Origin of the sequence: Thermospira aquatica (assembly GCF_023525255.1) — a bacterium.
Taxonomy (GTDB): domain Bacteria; phylum Spirochaetota; class Brevinematia; order Brevinematales; family Thermospiraceae; genus Thermospira; species Thermospira aquatica.
Genome location: NZ_CP073355.1, coordinates 361586 through 378390 on the forward strand (window position 1 = coordinate 361586; position 16805 = coordinate 378390).

At 40.9% G+C, this 16805-nt stretch carries 12 protein-coding genes and 2 pseudogenes; 8 read left to right on the plus strand and 6 right to left on the minus strand.

Annotated elements, in window-relative coordinates:
- The first annotated feature begins 251 nt into the window (after positions 1–251).
- The 3 genes from KDW03_RS01795 to KDW03_RS01805 are packed head-to-tail and all read left to right on the plus strand — an operon-like array spanning position 252 to position 2926.
- Complete coding sequence (locus KDW03_RS01795) at positions 252–1238, plus strand: hypothetical protein (protein WP_271435691.1); 987 nt, start codon at positions 252–254, stop codon at positions 1236–1238.
- 9 nt (positions 1239–1247) lie between these two features.
- On the plus strand, positions 1248–2261 hold the full coding sequence (locus tag KDW03_RS01800; protein WP_271435692.1) for a hypothetical protein: 1014 nt from the start codon (positions 1248–1250) through the stop codon (positions 2259–2261).
- Positions 2262–2263: 2 nt separating this feature from the next.
- The gene (locus tag KDW03_RS01805) at positions 2264–2926 is read left to right on the plus strand and encodes a M48 family metallopeptidase (protein ID WP_271435693.1); all 663 of its coding nucleotides are present in this window, start codon (positions 2264–2266) and stop codon (positions 2924–2926) included.
- On the opposite strand, the gene KDW03_RS01810 is transcribed toward KDW03_RS01805, so the two are convergent.
- The 4 genes from KDW03_RS01810 to KDW03_RS01825 form a co-directional block, all read right to left on the minus strand.
- Positions 2909–3646 carry a polyprenol monophosphomannose synthase gene (locus tag KDW03_RS01810; protein WP_271435694.1) on the minus strand — a complete coding sequence of 246 codons (738 nt, stop codon included), beginning with the start codon at positions 3644–3646 and terminating at the stop codon, positions 2909–2911. The two genes, KDW03_RS01805 and KDW03_RS01810, sit on opposite strands and share 18 nt — an antisense overlap.
- A 48-nt stretch (positions 3647–3694) precedes the next feature.
- Positions 3695–4936 carry a bifunctional folylpolyglutamate synthase/dihydrofolate synthase gene (locus KDW03_RS01815; protein WP_271435695.1) on the minus strand — a complete coding sequence of 414 codons (1242 nt, stop codon included), beginning with the start codon at positions 4934–4936 and terminating at the stop codon, positions 3695–3697.
- 63 nt (positions 4937–4999) lie between these two features.
- Positions 5000–5995 carry an OmpL47-type beta-barrel domain-containing protein gene (locus KDW03_RS01820; protein WP_271435696.1) on the minus strand — a complete coding sequence of 332 codons (996 nt, stop codon included), beginning with the start codon at positions 5993–5995 and terminating at the stop codon, positions 5000–5002.
- 63 nt (positions 5996–6058) lie between these two features.
- The gene (locus KDW03_RS01825) at positions 6059–6514 is read right to left on the minus strand and encodes a chemotaxis protein CheW (RefSeq protein WP_271435697.1); all 456 of its coding nucleotides are present in this window, start codon (positions 6512–6514) and stop codon (positions 6059–6061) included.
- Positions 6515–6681: 167 nt separating this feature from the next.
- Between KDW03_RS01825 and KDW03_RS01830 the strand changes: the two genes are divergently transcribed.
- The 5 genes and pseudogenes from KDW03_RS01830 to KDW03_RS01850 all read left to right on the plus strand — a co-directional run bounded on the left by KDW03_RS01830 (position 6682) and on the right by KDW03_RS01850 (position 15193).
- Positions 6682–7734, plus strand: coding sequence for an integrase catalytic domain-containing protein (locus KDW03_RS01830; protein WP_271435698.1), 1053 nt, complete (start codon positions 6682–6684; stop codon positions 7732–7734).
- Between the two features lie 1234 nt (positions 7735–8968).
- Complete coding sequence (locus KDW03_RS01835) at positions 8969–10918, plus strand: DEAD/DEAH box helicase family protein (protein ID WP_408648347.1); 1950 nt, start codon at positions 8969–8971, stop codon at positions 10916–10918.
- 16 nt (positions 10919–10934) lie between these two features.
- Complete coding sequence (locus KDW03_RS01840) at positions 10935–12044, plus strand: Fic family protein (RefSeq protein WP_271435700.1); 1110 nt, start codon at positions 10935–10937, stop codon at positions 12042–12044.
- 106 nt (positions 12045–12150) lie between these two features.
- A pseudogene (locus tag KDW03_RS01845) lies at positions 12151–13554 on the plus strand (HsdM family class I SAM-dependent methyltransferase); the annotation flags it as partial.
- Between the two features lie 489 nt (positions 13555–14043).
- A pseudogene (locus KDW03_RS01850) lies at positions 14044–15193 on the plus strand (integrase catalytic domain-containing protein).
- A gap of 111 nt (positions 15194–15304) precedes the next feature.
- Here the strand turns inward: KDW03_RS01850 and KDW03_RS01855 are convergent.
- Together KDW03_RS01855 and KDW03_RS01860 are read right to left on the minus strand one after the other, a co-directional pair.
- Positions 15305–15985: a hypothetical protein gene (locus tag KDW03_RS01855; RefSeq protein ID WP_271435702.1), complete on the minus strand. Its 681-nt coding sequence runs from the start codon at positions 15983–15985 to the stop codon at positions 15305–15307.
- A 168-nt stretch (positions 15986–16153) separates the two neighbouring features.
- Positions 16154–16783, minus strand: coding sequence for a hypothetical protein (locus tag KDW03_RS01860; RefSeq protein WP_271435703.1), 630 nt, complete (start codon positions 16781–16783; stop codon positions 16154–16156).
- Positions 16784–16805 lie beyond the last annotated feature (22 nt).

Below are 16805 nucleotides of genomic sequence, written 5' to 3' on the forward strand. Positions count from 1 at the left end.
TTTTCGATTTTTTTTTAGTGTAAAATGTATAAACTTTTCTCTGGCAAAACATACAAAACATATCTTCCTCAATGGAAAAAACCTTTTCCATCCCTGTGATAGAAGATTCTTACTTATATATACCTCTTTTTGAGAAAAAAATGGAAATTCTTAAAAAAATATTTTTCTCGTGCAAAAACTCAATTTTTTTACACCCTCTTGCCGATAGAATACAAAAGTATCCGGTTTAAGATACATGCAGGAGGTTTCGCTTGATATACCTTGAATTGATAAAAAAATATGCTCGTACCCTTCTTACAACCTTTGTGTATATGGCTTTTCTGGGGCTCTTCTACTTTTTTTATCTTCTTTTGGGGATGAAGTTTCGTGGTCAACAGGATATCCTCCTTGCTGCCCTTGCAAACTACGGTCTTCTGCTTGTCCATTCACTGCCACTTGTTGCTATCTTCACCACACTCATCTTTTTTGCCAAGATTGAAACCTCTGACACCTTCTTTATGCTGAGGGTTATGCCCATTCTCGGAGGTATAAATGCTCTTTTACTTTTGTTATTTTTCTTTTTCCGTCTTGATTTTGTAGATTTTATGCACTATGAACCCCTCTCTATCAAACCTCTCCCCCAAACAGGCTACATTACCCCTTACGGGAAAACCCAGGTCTACCTCGCTGAAAACAAAGGTCGTCATCTCGTCTTTACAGGGGACATCTACCTTGCTTCTTCGTGGAAAACAAATGCAACAACCCTCACCATCCAGGCGGTTTCTCGTGTTGGGGATGCAAGCTTTACCCCATCATCCGAAGTATTTAGTCTCCCTCTCAAAGAAAAAGCACCTGCCTTTCAGGAGACAGGTTTTACCAGGATTTTCTTTGAAGCGTATTTTGCGTATGTTCGTAAACTCCGGGAGGTCTTCCATCAAACATTTTACAGTTGGGGGTTGGTAAGCTCCCTCTTGGGAATTCTTTTCATGTCAGTAGGGTACTTCTCCATGCTTGCGGGCCTCTCCCTCTATCTCAAAGAACCCCAGATCCAGATGCTTCTTCGTTCATTTTTTATCCTTATCGGAGTAGCGGCATGGTTTAGTTTCCCTCATTTCCTGAGTTTTATATCCCTCATGAGTTTTGGTATACGATTTGGTCTGTTACGGGTTGCTTTCCCCAGTTTGCTGATGGGTATCCTCGCGCTTTTCTTAGGGTACGGTCTACTCATTCTCAAAAACGGTCTCCCAAAACGGGCCTAAGGAGTCACCATGAAAAAACTTAGCCAGTTTTTTCTCTATCTCTTTCTCATCGTTCTTGTTGTTGGAGTAGTTGGCTTTATCTATTTTTTGCAATTTGCTAAACTGCAAAACCTTGATGCCCTTATTGCCACTATCAGACTGATCTACACATACCTCCCCATTTCAGCTGGCCTTGCCTTGTTGTGGGGTCTCGTTTTCCAGGGTGGCATGCAACAGACAAATGCTTTGGGCTCTGTCATTATGTACATCTTTCTCATTATGGGTATCGCTATCGTCCTTCAGGAGATTGCTGTTCCCTCCTTCACCGAAATCAAACAACAATCTCTCATCCTCCAGGCAAAAAAAGCCAAAAGCCTCCCCAAACTCAAGCTCAATCCAACAAATGTAAGTGCGGCTGAATTTGCCAATATCTCCTGGTTCGTTTCCAAAGAAAACCTCGCCTTTGCTCAAAAAAACACCTTTCTCTCCTTTGAAAAGCTTTACAAGGCACCCGGCGAAATCTATTATGGAATCAACTTCAAGATTGTCGCTTTTGATAACCAGGGAAAACTGGATTATGTGTTTATTGCTCCCCAGATCAAAGCTTACCAGACTGATCTCTATGCCCTTTCAGCACGCGTTTACGAATACAAAAACGGTAACCTGACCGGGCAAAAGGGGTACAATGTAAAAAAAATCACCCTCCCCTATCCTATCGATGCCGTGTATTCTCTGAGAGCCCATGGAAACCTTGAAGATATCAGCCTGATTCATGTTCTCCGATACAACGATTACGTCTACGGTTCTCACATCAACTTTTACCATATCGGGATCCTGATGTTCTTTAAGATATCGTACTACATCATGACCATCGTGATTATCATCCTCTGCGCTGGTTTTGGACTCACCTTCCAGAATCAGCGTGTGGTAGGAAAAGATATCGTGCCTGCCCTCAGTTTTCTCATCGTTTCCACTGCCGTGACCATCATGGTGTATGATATTCTTCTAGGCGCAGTAAATATGATCTACGGACTTATTATTTAACTATGGACTTCTCGCTGCGTGTTATTCGTTCTAAACGAAAAACCATCTCGATCCATATTCTCCCCGATGGGGGAGTAGAGGTTCGCTGTCCCCAACATGTCCCCGATACAGAAATCGAAAAGATCATCAAAAAACACTCATCCTGGATTCAAAAAAAACAAACATCCCTTGCAAAACATCCTCCCTTTCACGGCCGTCTCCATGAAGGCTGCGAGATTTTCTACCTTGGCCATCCCTATCCTTTGATCTTTGCTGATGTAAAACAGCCTGTCTGGACACAAAAGGAGATTCTTTTCCCCCGCAATCAACACCATGAGATTCAAAAGAGTCTCGAAAACTGGTATAAAAAGCAAGCCCGGGACCTTTTCACCGAAAGACTCAATCTCTATTGTACAGCGCATGGTTTTACTTACAAAGGACTACGGATATCCTCAGCCAAAAAGCGCTACGGTTCCTGTTCGGCCAAAAATCAGATTAGCCTCTCGTGGCGTCTCATCTTTTTCCCCATTGAGCTCATCGACTATGTGGTTGTCCATGAACTGGTCCACACCAGAGAAAAACACCACCAGAAAAACTTCTGGAAGGTTGTAGCTACGATCCTCCCCGACTACAAAGAGAGAGAAAAGAAACTCAAAGAAAGACCCCTCTCAAGCTACTGGTCTTGACCTGCGGATCCTGTACTTTGAAAAACGGATAGCCCAGCACTGAAAAAGAGCCTCGTTGACGATGCCAGAGTGCATCTTGGTCGTTCCCTCATACCGATCACGAAAAATAATTGGTACCTCTACCACCCGAAGCCCATGATAATAAGCCTTGGCCTTCATCTCTATCTGAAAGGCATAGCCATTGGATCGTATCGACGAGAGATCTATCTTCTCAAGAGCCTGTCGCGTGTATCCGTTATACCCTCCTGTGAGGTCCGTTAAAGGCACCCCCGTCGCAAAACGAGCATAGACATTTCCCCCCAGACTCAACAAAAGTCGTTTCAAATCCCAGTTGAGCACCCGCACTCCGTGGGTATAGCGAGAGCCACAAACAACATCAGCACCCTTTGCAAAAGCGTCAAAAAAGAGAAAAAGCTCCCCCGGATCATGGGAGAAATCCGCATCCATCTCAATAAAGATCTCAAACCCTTCTGAAGACTCGAGCGCCCATCGCATACCTGCAATATATGCCCTTCCGAGGCCCTCTTTTTTCTCCCGCACCAGACAGTGAACCCGTGGATTTTTCTCCCTCATTTTCTGTACAACCGAAGCGGTCCCATCAGGAGAATTGTCATCCACAACAAGCACGTGGATATTCTCCCCCTGTGTCAAAACAACGGGAATAAGCTTTTCGATATTCTCTCGTTCATTGTAGGTCGGAATAATCACCACTGTCTTCATATCTTCCCTCATTTTATGCGATTATTGTAAACAAAAAAACAATTTCTTTCAACTTTTCCAGACTTCATCGTGTGATAGCCCATGAAGACGAAAAAACTCCTCCGCCCAGTAAAAAGACCCTGCCACCACCACAAGCCTTTCTGGATTTACCACTCCGGGCACCTGAGCACAGTACTCCACCCCTTCGCCCAACAGCATGGCAAGCCTTTTTCCCCCCGATGGCCTTGAAGAGGCAAAATCAAAACAAACCACCTTTTGAAACAATCCCCGCGACTTTCGAATCACGGAAGCTATGCGTTCAAGATCCTTTTCCTCAAGAATTCCCAGGTAGAGATCCTTTTCTCCCGGGATCTTTTCAAGAGTAGCAAAAAGAGCCCGAAAGGAATCCTCGTTGTGAGCCACATCAAAAACAAATGGTTCCCTGTACCACATGCGAAAAGGAATCGGATCATAAAAAGCTTTTCTCATTACCTCCCTCGAAACAGGAAAAGACAACTGTTTCATGACCTCCATGGCAACCAGAAAATTCTCCCCAAAAACCTCTCCCCACTGCCTGGTTTCCCAGAGATCCCCATCGGGAAAACGGTACACCCAACGCTCACGTGACACCTCCACAAGCTCATACCCCCTGCCAGCATAGACAAGCTTTGCCCCTTGTTCATGGGCTGTTTTTTCAAGCACTTGCCTAACCTCTCCCTCCTGTTCTGCAGAAACCACCAGAGTAGACGGCTTGATAATCCCTGCTTTTTCCCGGGCGATTTTTTCAAGTGTATCTCCCAGAAACTTGGTGTGATCATACCCTATCCTGGTAATCACACACGCGGCAGGACGCTCAACAAAATTTGTCGCATCAAGCCTCCCTCCCATTCCTGTCTCCAGCACCACCGCCTCACATCCCTGCCTGAGAAAATACACCATGGCGAGAAATGTCATCGCCTCAAAAAATGAGCACTCATACTCTTGGATAAGATCCTGCCACTGCCCAATCAGGGCATCAAGTTCAAAGGGATGGATCATCTCTCCATTGAGACGGATCCTCTCCTCCACCCTGAAAAGATGGGGCGAGGTGTACAGTCCTACTTTGGGAAAGACTCCCTCAAGAATTCTCGCAAGATAGGTTGAGGTACTTCCCTTGCCCTTGGTCCCGGCAACATGAAAGATACGCACGTGATCATATGAAAAGCCCGCACTCGAAAGCATTTCTCCCACACGCTGGGGATCAAAATGCTCCATCTGATACTTCAAAAGTCCCTTCTCGTAGTTTACCAATGACTGCAGAAACTCGTGCATAACATACCCCTCAAAAAAGAAGGGCTGTCCTGCTAGACAGCCCTTACATAGAAATCACAATAATTACTTCTGGGTAGGAATCAGCTCGCCTGTGGGCTCATCAGCATCAACCACCAGGGTGAGGCTTACCTCTTCGCTTACATTGCCAACAAGGTCAACTGCCTTTGCCTTTACCGTGTGGGTACCAGCAGAAAGTACAATGGGGAAGTTATAAGCAACATACTCTCCATCATCAAGAGAGTACAAAATCTCTGCAACAGCCGTTTCAGCATCGGAAGCTTCGAGAGAAACACGAGCACCGGCCGGTACATACTTCACCCCATCTTTTTCAAAAGCAGCAGGATCAACAGAGAGAGAAACCTTGGGAGCATTCAGATCAACATAAACGGTATATGTTTTGATTTCAGAGGTGTTGCCCACATTGTCTGTAGCACGATAGCGGATCGTCTGGAAGCCATTCTGCTCAGGAAGAGTGATAGCGCCGCCATACGTAGCAAAAGCCCCTTCTCCCACGGCGTACTCTGCCATCTTGACCCCGGAGTACTTATCATTGGCAACGAGGGTAAAGGAAGTGCCACGTCCCACATACAGAGCATCGCCAAGAGCCACCACCTTTTTGTCAGATGCAATCTTTACCTCAGGAGCCGAGAGATCAACGACCACCTCATACATCTTGAATGCAGAGAGATTCCCAACGTTGTCTTCCGAACGATACCCAATGGTATGCTTCCCTTCAGTGGTAAAAGAAATCGGATCGACATACTTGCCTGCGAGGGAATTGTCTACCATGATGTAGATTGCCTTGACACCAGATCCCTTATCCTCGGCGCTAATCACAAACTTAGCATTGGCAGCAACATAGTCTACCTTGCCATCATTGTAGACAACAGAACCCGTGGCTTGAACAGGTTTCTCTTCAGTTACCGCCGGCTGAACAGGTTGATCTTCGGTCACTACCACGTTTGACGTACTTTCCGCCGGGAAATCAGGAGCCGTCGTTTGCTGGGCAAAACCCAAACCCGCAACCAAAACCAACAAAACACTCATGAGTTTTCTCATATATCATGCCTCCTCAATAAAAATTATCTCCTTTACTATACTGTAAACTCTAAAAAAAATCAATTATTCCACTATCTTTTTCTCAAGAAAATCCCTCATTTCTACAGTAAAAAGGCGCCGAATATCTACACGGTAGATGATCTCCTCCCCCTGTTGAATAATACCATCCACAAAATGCTGGGCTGCCCCCGAAAGTGAAAGCCCTGCAGCATCTTGAATATGATCTTTGCTTACGTGGATCACCCGATCAATCTGATCAACGAGCATTCCCACAAGAATATCCTCCACCATTACCACAACGATCTTTGCTCGGCTCAGGTCGGTCTCCCCAAACCCCAATCGTTTCCGAAGCGCAATAACCGGAAGCACGATACCCCGAAGATTCGCTACTCCTTCTACATATGCCGGAGCATCCGGTATGGGTATAATCTTCTCAAAACGGACGACTTCTCGAACATCAAAGATGTTGACAGCAAAAAGCTTGTCGCCAACAAAAAAAGTAACAAACTGTTCTTCCATCCATCCTCCCCTTATATCTTAAGGCAAAAAAAAGTTTTGTCAAGTGATCGAATTGCTTCATAATAAAAGTACTCGAAAAGGGAACGTTGCTTCAAAATAAAAAAGTACTTTAAATTTGTGTAAAATAATCCAGTTCAAAGAACTGGAGGTAAAAGGTGGAATTAGCGATGTTTGAAAGGAGACCTATTTACAGGGAAACGGCAAAACAATATCAAAAAGCCAGCAAAAAGGAAAAAATGGAGATACTGGATTATTTTGTGAGGATAACAGGCCTAAAAAATCGAAACTATGCCGCCAGGCTCTTGAGGCAGCACGGAAAAACCATCTATGTAGGCAAGAAAAATTACCTTAAAGCCGACATAGCCAAGAAGGGCAAAAGACCTGGCAGAAAGAAAAAATTCGGCGAAGAGGAACTAAAACTTCTAAAAAAGGTCTGGGAAATTGAAAACTACATGTGTGGCAAACGTTTAAAGCCAATTTTAAATGAAGTTTTAGATAATCTCTTAGCAAACGGGCATCTCCACGGTTCTCCACAGGCCATAGAGAACTTGCGCCATATAAGTGCCTCAAGTATTGACCGACTTTTGAAACATGAGCGTAAAAAGCTTGAGATAAAAGGACGAAAAGGCACAAAACCTGGAACGTTGTTAAAGCAACAAATAGCTATACGCACGTGGGCAGAGTGGGATGAAAATTGCCCTGGTTTTATGGAGATTGATCTGGTTGCCCATGAGGGAGGAAATAGCCGGGGAGATTTTGCTCAAACATTAAATATGGTGGATGTTTGGAGCGGTTGGACAGAACTTGTGGCAATCAAAAACAAAGCTTCAAAATGGGTAAGAGAAGCCATAGAAAAAGTCCAAAGAAGACTTCCTTTTGAGTTACGGGGAATTGATTCTGATACCGGTGCTGAATTTATTAATCATCCTCTACGCGATTGGTGTGAGAAGCACCAGATAAAATTTACAAGGGGAAGAAGCTCCCGTTCCAATGATAACTGCTACGTTGAGCAGAAAAACTATTCCATAGTCCGCCAGAATGTTGGGTACTTTCGCTACGATACCGAGGAAGAAGTCTACTACTTGAACCGACTCTATGCGTATCTCAGGCTTTATGCCAACTTTTTTCAACCGGTTATGAAAATGACAGAGAAAAAGAGAATCGGAAGCAAGGTGCAAAAGAAGCATGATGATATTAAAACTCCTCTACCCGGCTTTTAGAAAGCTCTTATGTAAGTGAGGCACAAAAGGAACGCCTAACAAGGCTTTATAAGGCTCTCGATTTGTTTCACCTAAGACAAAAAATTACAGCTTGCCAGAGAAAACTTTACAGCCTTCAAAAGAAAAAGAATGTAAAAAACAAAAATTTGGAGGAAACTGTATGGAATTTTTGAGTACTTTTTTTTATGAGGCAATGATTCGAATTTCGAGTACTTTTTTATTTGACGCAACGGGGTGATGTTAAAGATTTCCTTTTTCGATACGGACTTCGTCCTACTCTGCAACCGCCCCCGTTCGTCTCGATACACTCCGTTACTCGACGAGCGACATCACCCGGTCACCGAGTAGCGAAGCGTATCGAGGTGACCGCCGGGCAGTAAAAAGCATCAAGGCGTCCCTTCCCCCTTATGACACTCTCGCTCTCACTGCGACAAGGAAAGAGCACACTCCTCCCGAACTTTCCACGGTAGCGGCGAAACAGAAAGCCAATTTCTCCATCCGCTAAATCACATGCTCTTAATAAAACTATTCTGAAAAAACCATAAATATTGATAAACAGAACAAAAAGCCTTATAATTTACAGAAAAAGGAAAAAACATGCGTGAGGGGCTGAAAAAAAGAAAAACTGATATCATACACATTGGGAAGGCTTAAAATGGCAGAAAAAAAAGCAAAAGCACGGATAAAGATCAACAAACTCCTTGAAGAAGCTGGTTGGCGTTTCTTTAACAATCAAGCAGGAAAGGCAAATATTCTCCTTGAAAACAATGTCAAAATCACTACAGAAAAACTAAACGAGTTTGGAGAAGATTTTGAAAAAACCGAAAATGGCTTTATAGATTTTTTGCTTCTCGATGAGCAAGGCTTTCCGTTTATCGTACTGGAGGCAAAAGCTGAAGATAAAAACCCCCTTTTTGGCAAAGAACAAGCTCGGCGTTATGCCGTATCACAGAACTGCCGTTTTATCATTCTATCGAATGGAAACATTCACTACTTCTGGGATCTGGAAAGGGGTAATCCTCACATCATAAGCCGTTTCCCTTCTCCCGAAACGGTAAAGGGATATTCTACGTTTAAACCGGATAAAGAGAAACTCATCAACGAAACTGTGAACAAAGATTACATTGTACTGACTCAGAAACCGGATTATTTCAACGACCCATCTTATAAAAATGAAGCAACCCGTAAAAACTACATTGAATTAAACAAACTTCGGTTTTTAAGAAAGTATCAGATGAGAGCAGTCCACGCAATTCAAAATGCCGTTAAACAAGGCAAAGACCGTTTTTTGTTTGAAATGGCTACAGGTACAGGAAAAACACTTGTATCTGCAGCAGTAATCAAATTATTCCTGCGAACTGGCAATGCGCGAAGAGTGTTATTTCTCGTAGATCGACTTGAACTTGAAGATCAGGCATACAAAGCGTTTGTCGCTTATCTTAAAAATGATTATAAAACGGTTATTTACAAAGAAAGCCCCGATGATTGGAGGAAAGCGGAAATTGTTGTGTCAACGGTTCAGACTTTTTTAGCAAAGAACCGTTATAAAAGGTTGTTTGCCCCTGATGATTTTGACCTTGTGATTTCGGATGAAGCCCATCGCAGTATTGGCGGTAATAGCAGAGCAGTTTTTGAATACTTTATTGGTTATAAACTTGGTTTAACGGAAACTCCAAAAGATTATCTGAAACATATTGATGTTTCTGAACTTGGTGAAAATGACCCCCGCCAGCTTGAAAGGCGCCTGCTTCTGGATACCTACAAAACATTCGGTTGTGAAAATGGCGAGCCTACCTTCCGCTATTCTCTTGTTGATGTTGTTAAGGATGGATTTCTTGTTAATCCTGTTGTTGTTGACGCAAGAACAGAAATTACCACACAGCTTCTTTCGGACCAGGGGTATTCCGTCATTACGCAAAATGATGACGGCGAAGAGGTCGAAGAAACTTTTATACAAAAGGATTTTGAGAAAACGTTCTTTTCAGAAAGTACCAATAAAGCTTTTTGCAGAGCTTTTTTAGATAACGCCTATAGAGACCCGATAAGCGGAGAGATTGGAAAAACGATTGTCTTTTGTGTTTCGCAAAATCACGCGGCAAAAATTACCCAGATTCTCAATGAAATGGCTCATCAAATGTTTCCGGGTAAATACAAATCCGATTTTGCCATCCAGGTAACATCACGAATTGCTGACGCTCAACAGTTCACGATTAATTTTACAAACAACAGACTTTCAGGCACCGGGAATTTTAACCCATCCTACAAAACCAGTAAAACCCGTGTTTGTGTCACTGTGGGGATGATGACAACAGGTTATGACTGTCCGGATATACTCAACCTTTGTTTGATGCGCCCAATATTTTCACCAACTGATTTTATTCAAATAAAAGGAAGAGGTACAAGAAAGTATAATTTCGCTATAGATATTATTGACCCGCAAATGAAAAGTCAGATAGGCGAAAAACAAAAAGAAAACTTTAAGATGTTCGATTTCTTTGCCAACTGCGAGTATTTTGAAGAAAAGTTTAATTATGATGAGGTTTTAAAACTTCCAAAGCCAGGCTCAGGCGAGTCAACCGCATCCGAAGTGCGTGAACCATCCGGAATTGATAGCTATGAAAGTTCAAGGTCAGACCAGATAACCAAACTCGAACATTCTGTCATTGGACCAGACGGCATGAAGATCGACAGAATGTACTTTGAGAAGTTTGAGAAGACTATCATCGAACATCCGCTACTCAAAGAGCAGGCCCAAGCCGGTAAATGGGATGAACTCATGGCATACCTTGAAGAGCATATTCTCAATAAACCCGAAGAATACTTTACCCTTGAAAAACTCCGCTCTTCCATCCAGATTGACCGCCGTGTGTCTATGCGAGAAATTATCGAAAAAATTTTCGGCATGATTCCGTATTTCAAGACAAAGAATGAACTGCTGGATGAAGAGTTTGACAAGTTTGACAGCAGATACTTGCCAAAAGAAGAGTATTTTACCTACGCAAAAACTGTTTTCAAGGCATATATTCTTGATGCGGAATTCAGAGCCATTATAGATGATAAGAATTTTGCGTTATTAAATGTTTCTCCTTACGGTGAGGCATTCAAGAAATTACCGCCCAAACTGCGGGACGCAATACCAGAATACATAAAAGACTTTGTGCCACTTAACAAATTCATAGCATAAAAAGGAGGTAAGTAAAATGCAGAATCATTATTTTTTAAAACCACTTCCTCCAAAAACAGATGTTGAAACAAAACAAGTTTTAAAACAGCTTGCGTATGCGCATCGCTTTTTAGCAGAATTGAAAGGTGTTGCAAAAACAATTCCAAATGAACTTATACTGATAAGTACTCTCCCTTTACTTGAAGCAAAAGATAGCTCGGCTGTTGAAAATATTATTACAACTCATGATGAATTATATAAAGAGAATCTCTTTGGAAATTTTATGTCCAACCCTGCGGCAAAGGAAGTGCATCGTTATGCAGTTGCAATGAGAGAGGGTTTTAAATTGTTAAAAGAAAAAAATTTAATAACCAATGATTTGATTCTTAAATTGCAGGAAATAATTGTTGCAAATAATGCAGGATATAGAAAACTGCCGGGTACAGAACTAAAAAATCAAAATACAGGTGAGACCGTTTATATTCCACCTCAGGATTACAATAGTATAATCGAATTAATGAATAATTTAATAGAATATATTAACGACGACAACATACACCATGTTGATCCTCTTATAAAAATGAGTATTATACATTTTCAATTTGAATCAATACATCCTTTTTACGATGGCAATGGCAGAACGGGAAGAATGATAAATATACTTTATCTTATATATAAAAAATTAATTGATTTGCCAGTGTTGTACCTCAGCAGTTATATTATCCGGACAAAATCCAATTACTATGAATTGTTGCAAAAGGTCAGAGACGAAGATAGCTGGGAAGAATGGATTATCTACATGTTAAAAGGTATAGAACTCACTTCAAAAGGAACTATTGAACTTATTAAAAACATGCACACATTAATGATGGATTATAAACACAGAATCAGAGATAAATACAAATTTTATTCACAGGATTTATTAAACAATCTATTCAAGCATCCCTATACAAAAATAGAATTTATACAAAATGATTTAAAAGTCCACAGGCAAACGGCATCCAGTTACCTTGAACAGTTAGTTGAGGGCGGTTTTTTGAAACTTGAAAAAATTGGCAGAGAAAATATCTACATAAATGAACCACTATTCAAACTATTTGCCGACTATGATTTGTTTTTATATGAGAATACTAAAGACCATATCTAAACAAAGGAGGAATTATAAAATGGCAGATATGTCGAGAAAATAGATAAGTTTCGACATATATTTAAAATATATTGAAAAAAACAAAATTTTTCACAATGGAGGGATTATGTTAGACAACGAAACCAAACGACGCATTGATACTGCCCGCGATATTCTTGTAGGCAAAGTGCCCGACCCTAAAAGTCAGGTGGAGCAGATAACCATTGCTCTTATATACAAGTTTATGGACGACATGAACAAGGAAGCAATTGAATTTGGCGGTAAACCAAGCTTTTTTGTCGGCGATTATGAACGCTACGCTTGGAGCAAAATATTTGACCCCCGCATTGGCGGTTATGAAATGCTGAATCTCTATGCAGAAGCCATTACAAAACTCAATCAAAACCCGAATCTTCCGCAGCTATTCCGTGATATTTTTAAAAACGCCTATCTGCCTTACCGCGACCCCGAAACCTTAAAACTTTTTTTGAAAACCATCAATGAATTTTCCTATGACCATTCCGAACGGCTGGGTGATGCTTTTGAATATCTCCTTTCTGTCCTTGGAAGTCAGGGCGATGCGGGACAGTTCAGAACTCCACGGCACATTATTGATTTTATGGTGCAGGTAGTCAATCCGCAGAAGCATGAAACGATTTTAGACCCTGCATGCGGTACTGCCGGGTTTCTCATTTCATCGTACAAGCACATTCTCAAAGAAAACTGCAAAAAAATACCCGGTGATTTACTCACTCCAGAAGAGCGAAAAAAGCTCCTGACCAATTTTAAGGGGTATGATATTTCGCCTGATATGGTGAGGCTTTCTCTCGTGAATATGTATTTGCACGGTTTTGTGCAACCGCAGATTATCGAGTACGACACTCTCACCAGCGAAGACCGCTGGAATGAATACGCCGATGTCATTCTTGCCAATCCGCCGTTTATGACTCCGAAAGGTGGCATCAAACCCCATAAAAGGTTTAGCGTGCAAAGTAATAGAAGCGAGGTTCTATTTGTTGACTACATTGCCGAACATCTTACACCAAGAGGAAGAGCAGCTGTTATTGTGCCGGAAGGAATAATTTTTCAAATTGGAACGGCTTACAAAACACTTCGGAAAATGCTAGTTGAAAATCATCTTTATGCGGTTGTATCGCTCCCAGCAGGAGTCTTTAATCCTTATTCTGGTGTCAAGACTTCGATTCTTTTGATGGACAAACAACTTGCGAAAAAAACAGATTCAATCCTTTTTGTAAAAATCGAGAATGACGGTTTTGATCTTGGAGCACAAAGGCGTAAAATAGATAAGAATGATTTACCCGATGCACTGAATGTAATTAATGAGTACACAACTGCCATTAGGAATGGAAAATCGGAATCATTTAACACGGAAGGAAAGCCCTGCAGCGCATTGCTGGTAAAGAAAGAGAAAATAGCAGAAAATGGGGAATATAATCTTACCGGCGATAGGTATAGAACAGTTGAAACAAGAAAACATCAGAAATGGCCAATGGTGAAGTTGGGAGATTTAGAAAAACAAGGAAAAATCACTTTTTTAAGAGGGCAAGGAATTTCGAAAAAAGATATTACTGATACAGGCAAAAATAAATGTATTTGTCAAGTTTCACCACGTTGTATCAAATTATCGAGTTTTGCCCGAAATACATCCGGTGTCTCTTTAAACAACTCAGGCTTTATTTCATACCATTCTCTTACAGCTTCAATCGGTGTTTTTACTTTCAGTTCTCTCACTAATCCTGAATGCCTTTTTCTTAGTATATAGTAAATCAGAAAATTTGTCAAGTCATCGAATTGCTTCATAATAAAAGTACTCGAAAAGGGAACGTTGCTTCAAAATAAAAAAGTACTTTAAATTTGTGTAAAATAATCCAGTTCAAAGAACTGGAGGTAAAAGGTGGAGTTAGCGATGTTTGAAAGGAGACCTATTTACAGGGAAACGGCGAAATGATATGCTGAGCTTGTCGAAGCAGAGTATCAAAAAGCCAGCAAAAAGGAAAAAATGGAGATACTGGATTATTTTGTGAGGATAACAGGTTTAAAAAACCGAAACTATGCCGCCAGGCTCTTGAGGCAGCACGGAAAAACCATCTATGTAGGCAAAAAAAATTACCTTAAAGCCGACATAGCCAAGAAGGGCAAAAGACCTGGCAGAAAGAAAAAATTCGGCGAAGAGGAACTAAAACTTCTAAAAAAGGTCTGGGAAATTGAAAACTACATGTGTGGCAAACGTTTAAAGCCGATTCTCAATGAAGTTTTAGATAATCTCTAACAAACGGACATCTCCACGGTTCTCCACAGGCTATAGAAAACTTCGCCATATAAGTGCTTCAAGTATTGACCGACTTTTGAAACATGAGCGTAAAAGCTTGAGATAAAAGGACGAAAAGGTACAAAGCCTGGAACGTTGTTAAAGCAACAAATAGCTATACGCACGTGGGCAGAGTGGGATGAAAATTGCCCTGGTTTTATGGAGATTGATCTGGTTGCCCATGAGGGAGGAAATAGCCGGGGAGATTTTGCTCAAACATTAAATATGGTGGATGTTTGGAGCGGTTGGACAGAGCTTGTGGCAATCAAAAACAAGGCTTCAAAATGGGTAAGAGAAGCCATAGAAAAAGTCCAAAGAAGACTTCCTTTTGAGTTACGGGGAATTGATTCTGATACCGGTGCTGAATTTATTAATCATCCTCTACGCGATTGGTGTGAGAAGCACCAGATAAAATTTACAAGGGGGAGAAGCTCCCGTTCCAATGATAACTGCTACGTTGAGCAGAAAAACTATTCCATAGTCCGCCAGAATGTTGGATACTTCCGCTACGATACCGAGGAAGAAGTCTACTACTTGAACCGACTCTATGCGTATCTCAGGCTTTATGCCAACTTTTTCAACCGTTATGAAAATGACAGAGAAAAAGAGAATCGGGCAAGGTGCAAAGAAGCATGATGATATTAAAACTCCCTACCAGCGGCTTTTAGAAAGCTCTTATGTAAGTGAGGCACAAAAGGAACGCCTAACAAGGCTTTATAAGGCTCTCGATTTGTTTCACCTAAGACAAAAAATTACAGCTTGCCAGAGAAAACTTTTCAGCCTTCAAAAGAAAAAGAATGTAAAAAACAAAAATTTGGAGGAAACTGTATGGAATTTTTGAGTACTTTTTTTTATGAGGCAATGATTCGAATTTCGAGTACTTTTTTATTTGACGCAACGGGTAGACAGCCTCCTGCCTCGGTTACCCAAAAGAGCTTTGCATCCTCCATCTTTACTCTTCTGTACTCTCTTCGGCTGAAAAACTAAATTCAGCTATTTCCCATTTGTTCTTTTCTTTGTTGTACTTAAATGTCCCCAAGTCAGTGTATACTATATAACCATTATCTAACACATAAATCTCTTCATTAGTTAACCATTTAAAAAAATATTCATAATCAAATTGCTTATCTAGTTCTTTTAGCTTGTCTATATTGGTAAGAGGAAATGATATATCTAAACTCCCATCAGAATAGATAACCCTATCAGCTATGTAATTTGTAATTGAAAATATACTTTTATGTTTTCTCATCGCCATCTCTATTTCTTTACAAATATTTATTATCTCCGCCTTAACCTTTTCCTTTTCATTCTCGTTTAATGGGATTTCAATTCGATCCATTTTCCACTTTTTATTTTTCTTGTCATACTTAAATATACCAATTTTGGTGTATACATCACCCTCATCGTATGCCTCAATACGAAGATTAGCTATAAACCTCAAAAAGTCTTCATAGTCAAACTTCTTGTCAAGTTCTCTTAGCTTAACAATGTTCGTCAAAGGAAAAGTCATTTCTGTCTTCCCGTCAGAATAGACGACTATCTCAGACATATAGTTTGTAATCGAAAATATGCTTCTATTTCGTTTCATCGCTATTTCCATCTCTTTACAAACATTCGCTACCTCGGCTTCCATTTTTTCCCTTTCCTTCTCGGTTAACTCAACCCCCTATCTCCTCCTTTACAACTTGAAAAAGTAACCGCTAAAGAGTTATCCATACAAATAATCTCATACAACCTCCTCATCAGTTTGAGATCTTTCTATATTTAAGATGAATATGATTATCATGACCACTACTTCGCCTTAAGATATTTTCTCCAGAAGAATTCGTATATTTCCTTCCAAATCATTAACAATAATTATATCATTAAAAAATCTCTGAAACTTCATACCCTTGAGGGCGTTCTTAATAGCAAAAATAATAAACTCTTCTGTCAGCTTCCGATCATAGTACGGATTGTTATAATAGTTGGGATATTCCGGATGAAGTTTCCCATCCTTGGTAAAAAATTTAATGTCTACACTTTCTCCCGTTCTATGAGTTACATGTGGTGGAAACTCTCCACCTCCAGGTCTGCTTATATCGTTTATGTACATGGGATAGTTAGGATATTTCCTATACCAACCCCAAATTACACGAGCAAGATAATCCGCAAAGTGTGGCGCAGCATATTTGTCGTCATTCTGCTCACCATAAGGTGCCCAGCCCTTGCCCTTGTCTAATCTGTTGTTTATATCTGCACTCTCACCTTCAGGTACATTAGTAATCGGCACTTTCGTAAAATAATCAGAGGTCTTCGGCCCAAAAAGACCACTCAGAAATTCATAACCTTTCTTTAGTGGTAAAAGGAAAAAGTTTCCTATACTTTTCCCTACCCCTGCCCAATCTACCCCCTTCGCCTCCTCTTCTGTCATTACCTTACCATTCTTCAACACAAGCTTTTCACCTACCTTA

Coding starts and splice junctions, on each gene's coding strand:
- KDW03_RS01855 (WP_271435702.1), bottom strand. CDS start 15,985: ATGGAAGCCGAGGTAGCGAATGTTTGTAAAGAGATGGAAATAGCGATG.
- KDW03_RS01830 (WP_271435698.1), top strand. CDS start 6,682: ATGTTTGAAAGGAGACCTATTTACAGGGAAACGGCAAAACAATATCAA.
- KDW03_RS01835 (WP_408648347.1), top strand. CDS start 8,969: ATGAGAGCAGTCCACGCAATTCAAAATGCCGTTAAACAAGGCAAAGAC.
- KDW03_RS01825 (WP_271435697.1), bottom strand. CDS start 6,514: ATGGAAGAACAGTTTGTTACTTTTTTTGTTGGCGACAAGCTTTTTGCT.
- KDW03_RS01810 (WP_271435694.1), bottom strand. CDS start 3,646: ATGAAGACAGTGGTGATTATTCCGACCTACAATGAACGAGAGAATATC.
- KDW03_RS01805 (WP_271435693.1), top strand. CDS start 2,264: ATGGACTTCTCGCTGCGTGTTATTCGTTCTAAACGAAAAACCATCTCG.
- KDW03_RS01840 (WP_271435700.1), top strand. CDS start 10,935: ATGCAGAATCATTATTTTTTAAAACCACTTCCTCCAAAAACAGATGTT.
- KDW03_RS01820 (WP_271435696.1), bottom strand. CDS start 5,995: ATGAGAAAACTCATGAGTGTTTTGTTGGTTTTGGTTGCGGGTTTGGGT.
- KDW03_RS01800 (WP_271435692.1), top strand. CDS start 1,248: ATGAAAAAACTTAGCCAGTTTTTTCTCTATCTCTTTCTCATCGTTCTT.
- KDW03_RS01815 (WP_271435695.1), bottom strand. CDS start 4,936: ATGCACGAGTTTCTGCAGTCATTGGTAAACTACGAGAAGGGACTTTTG.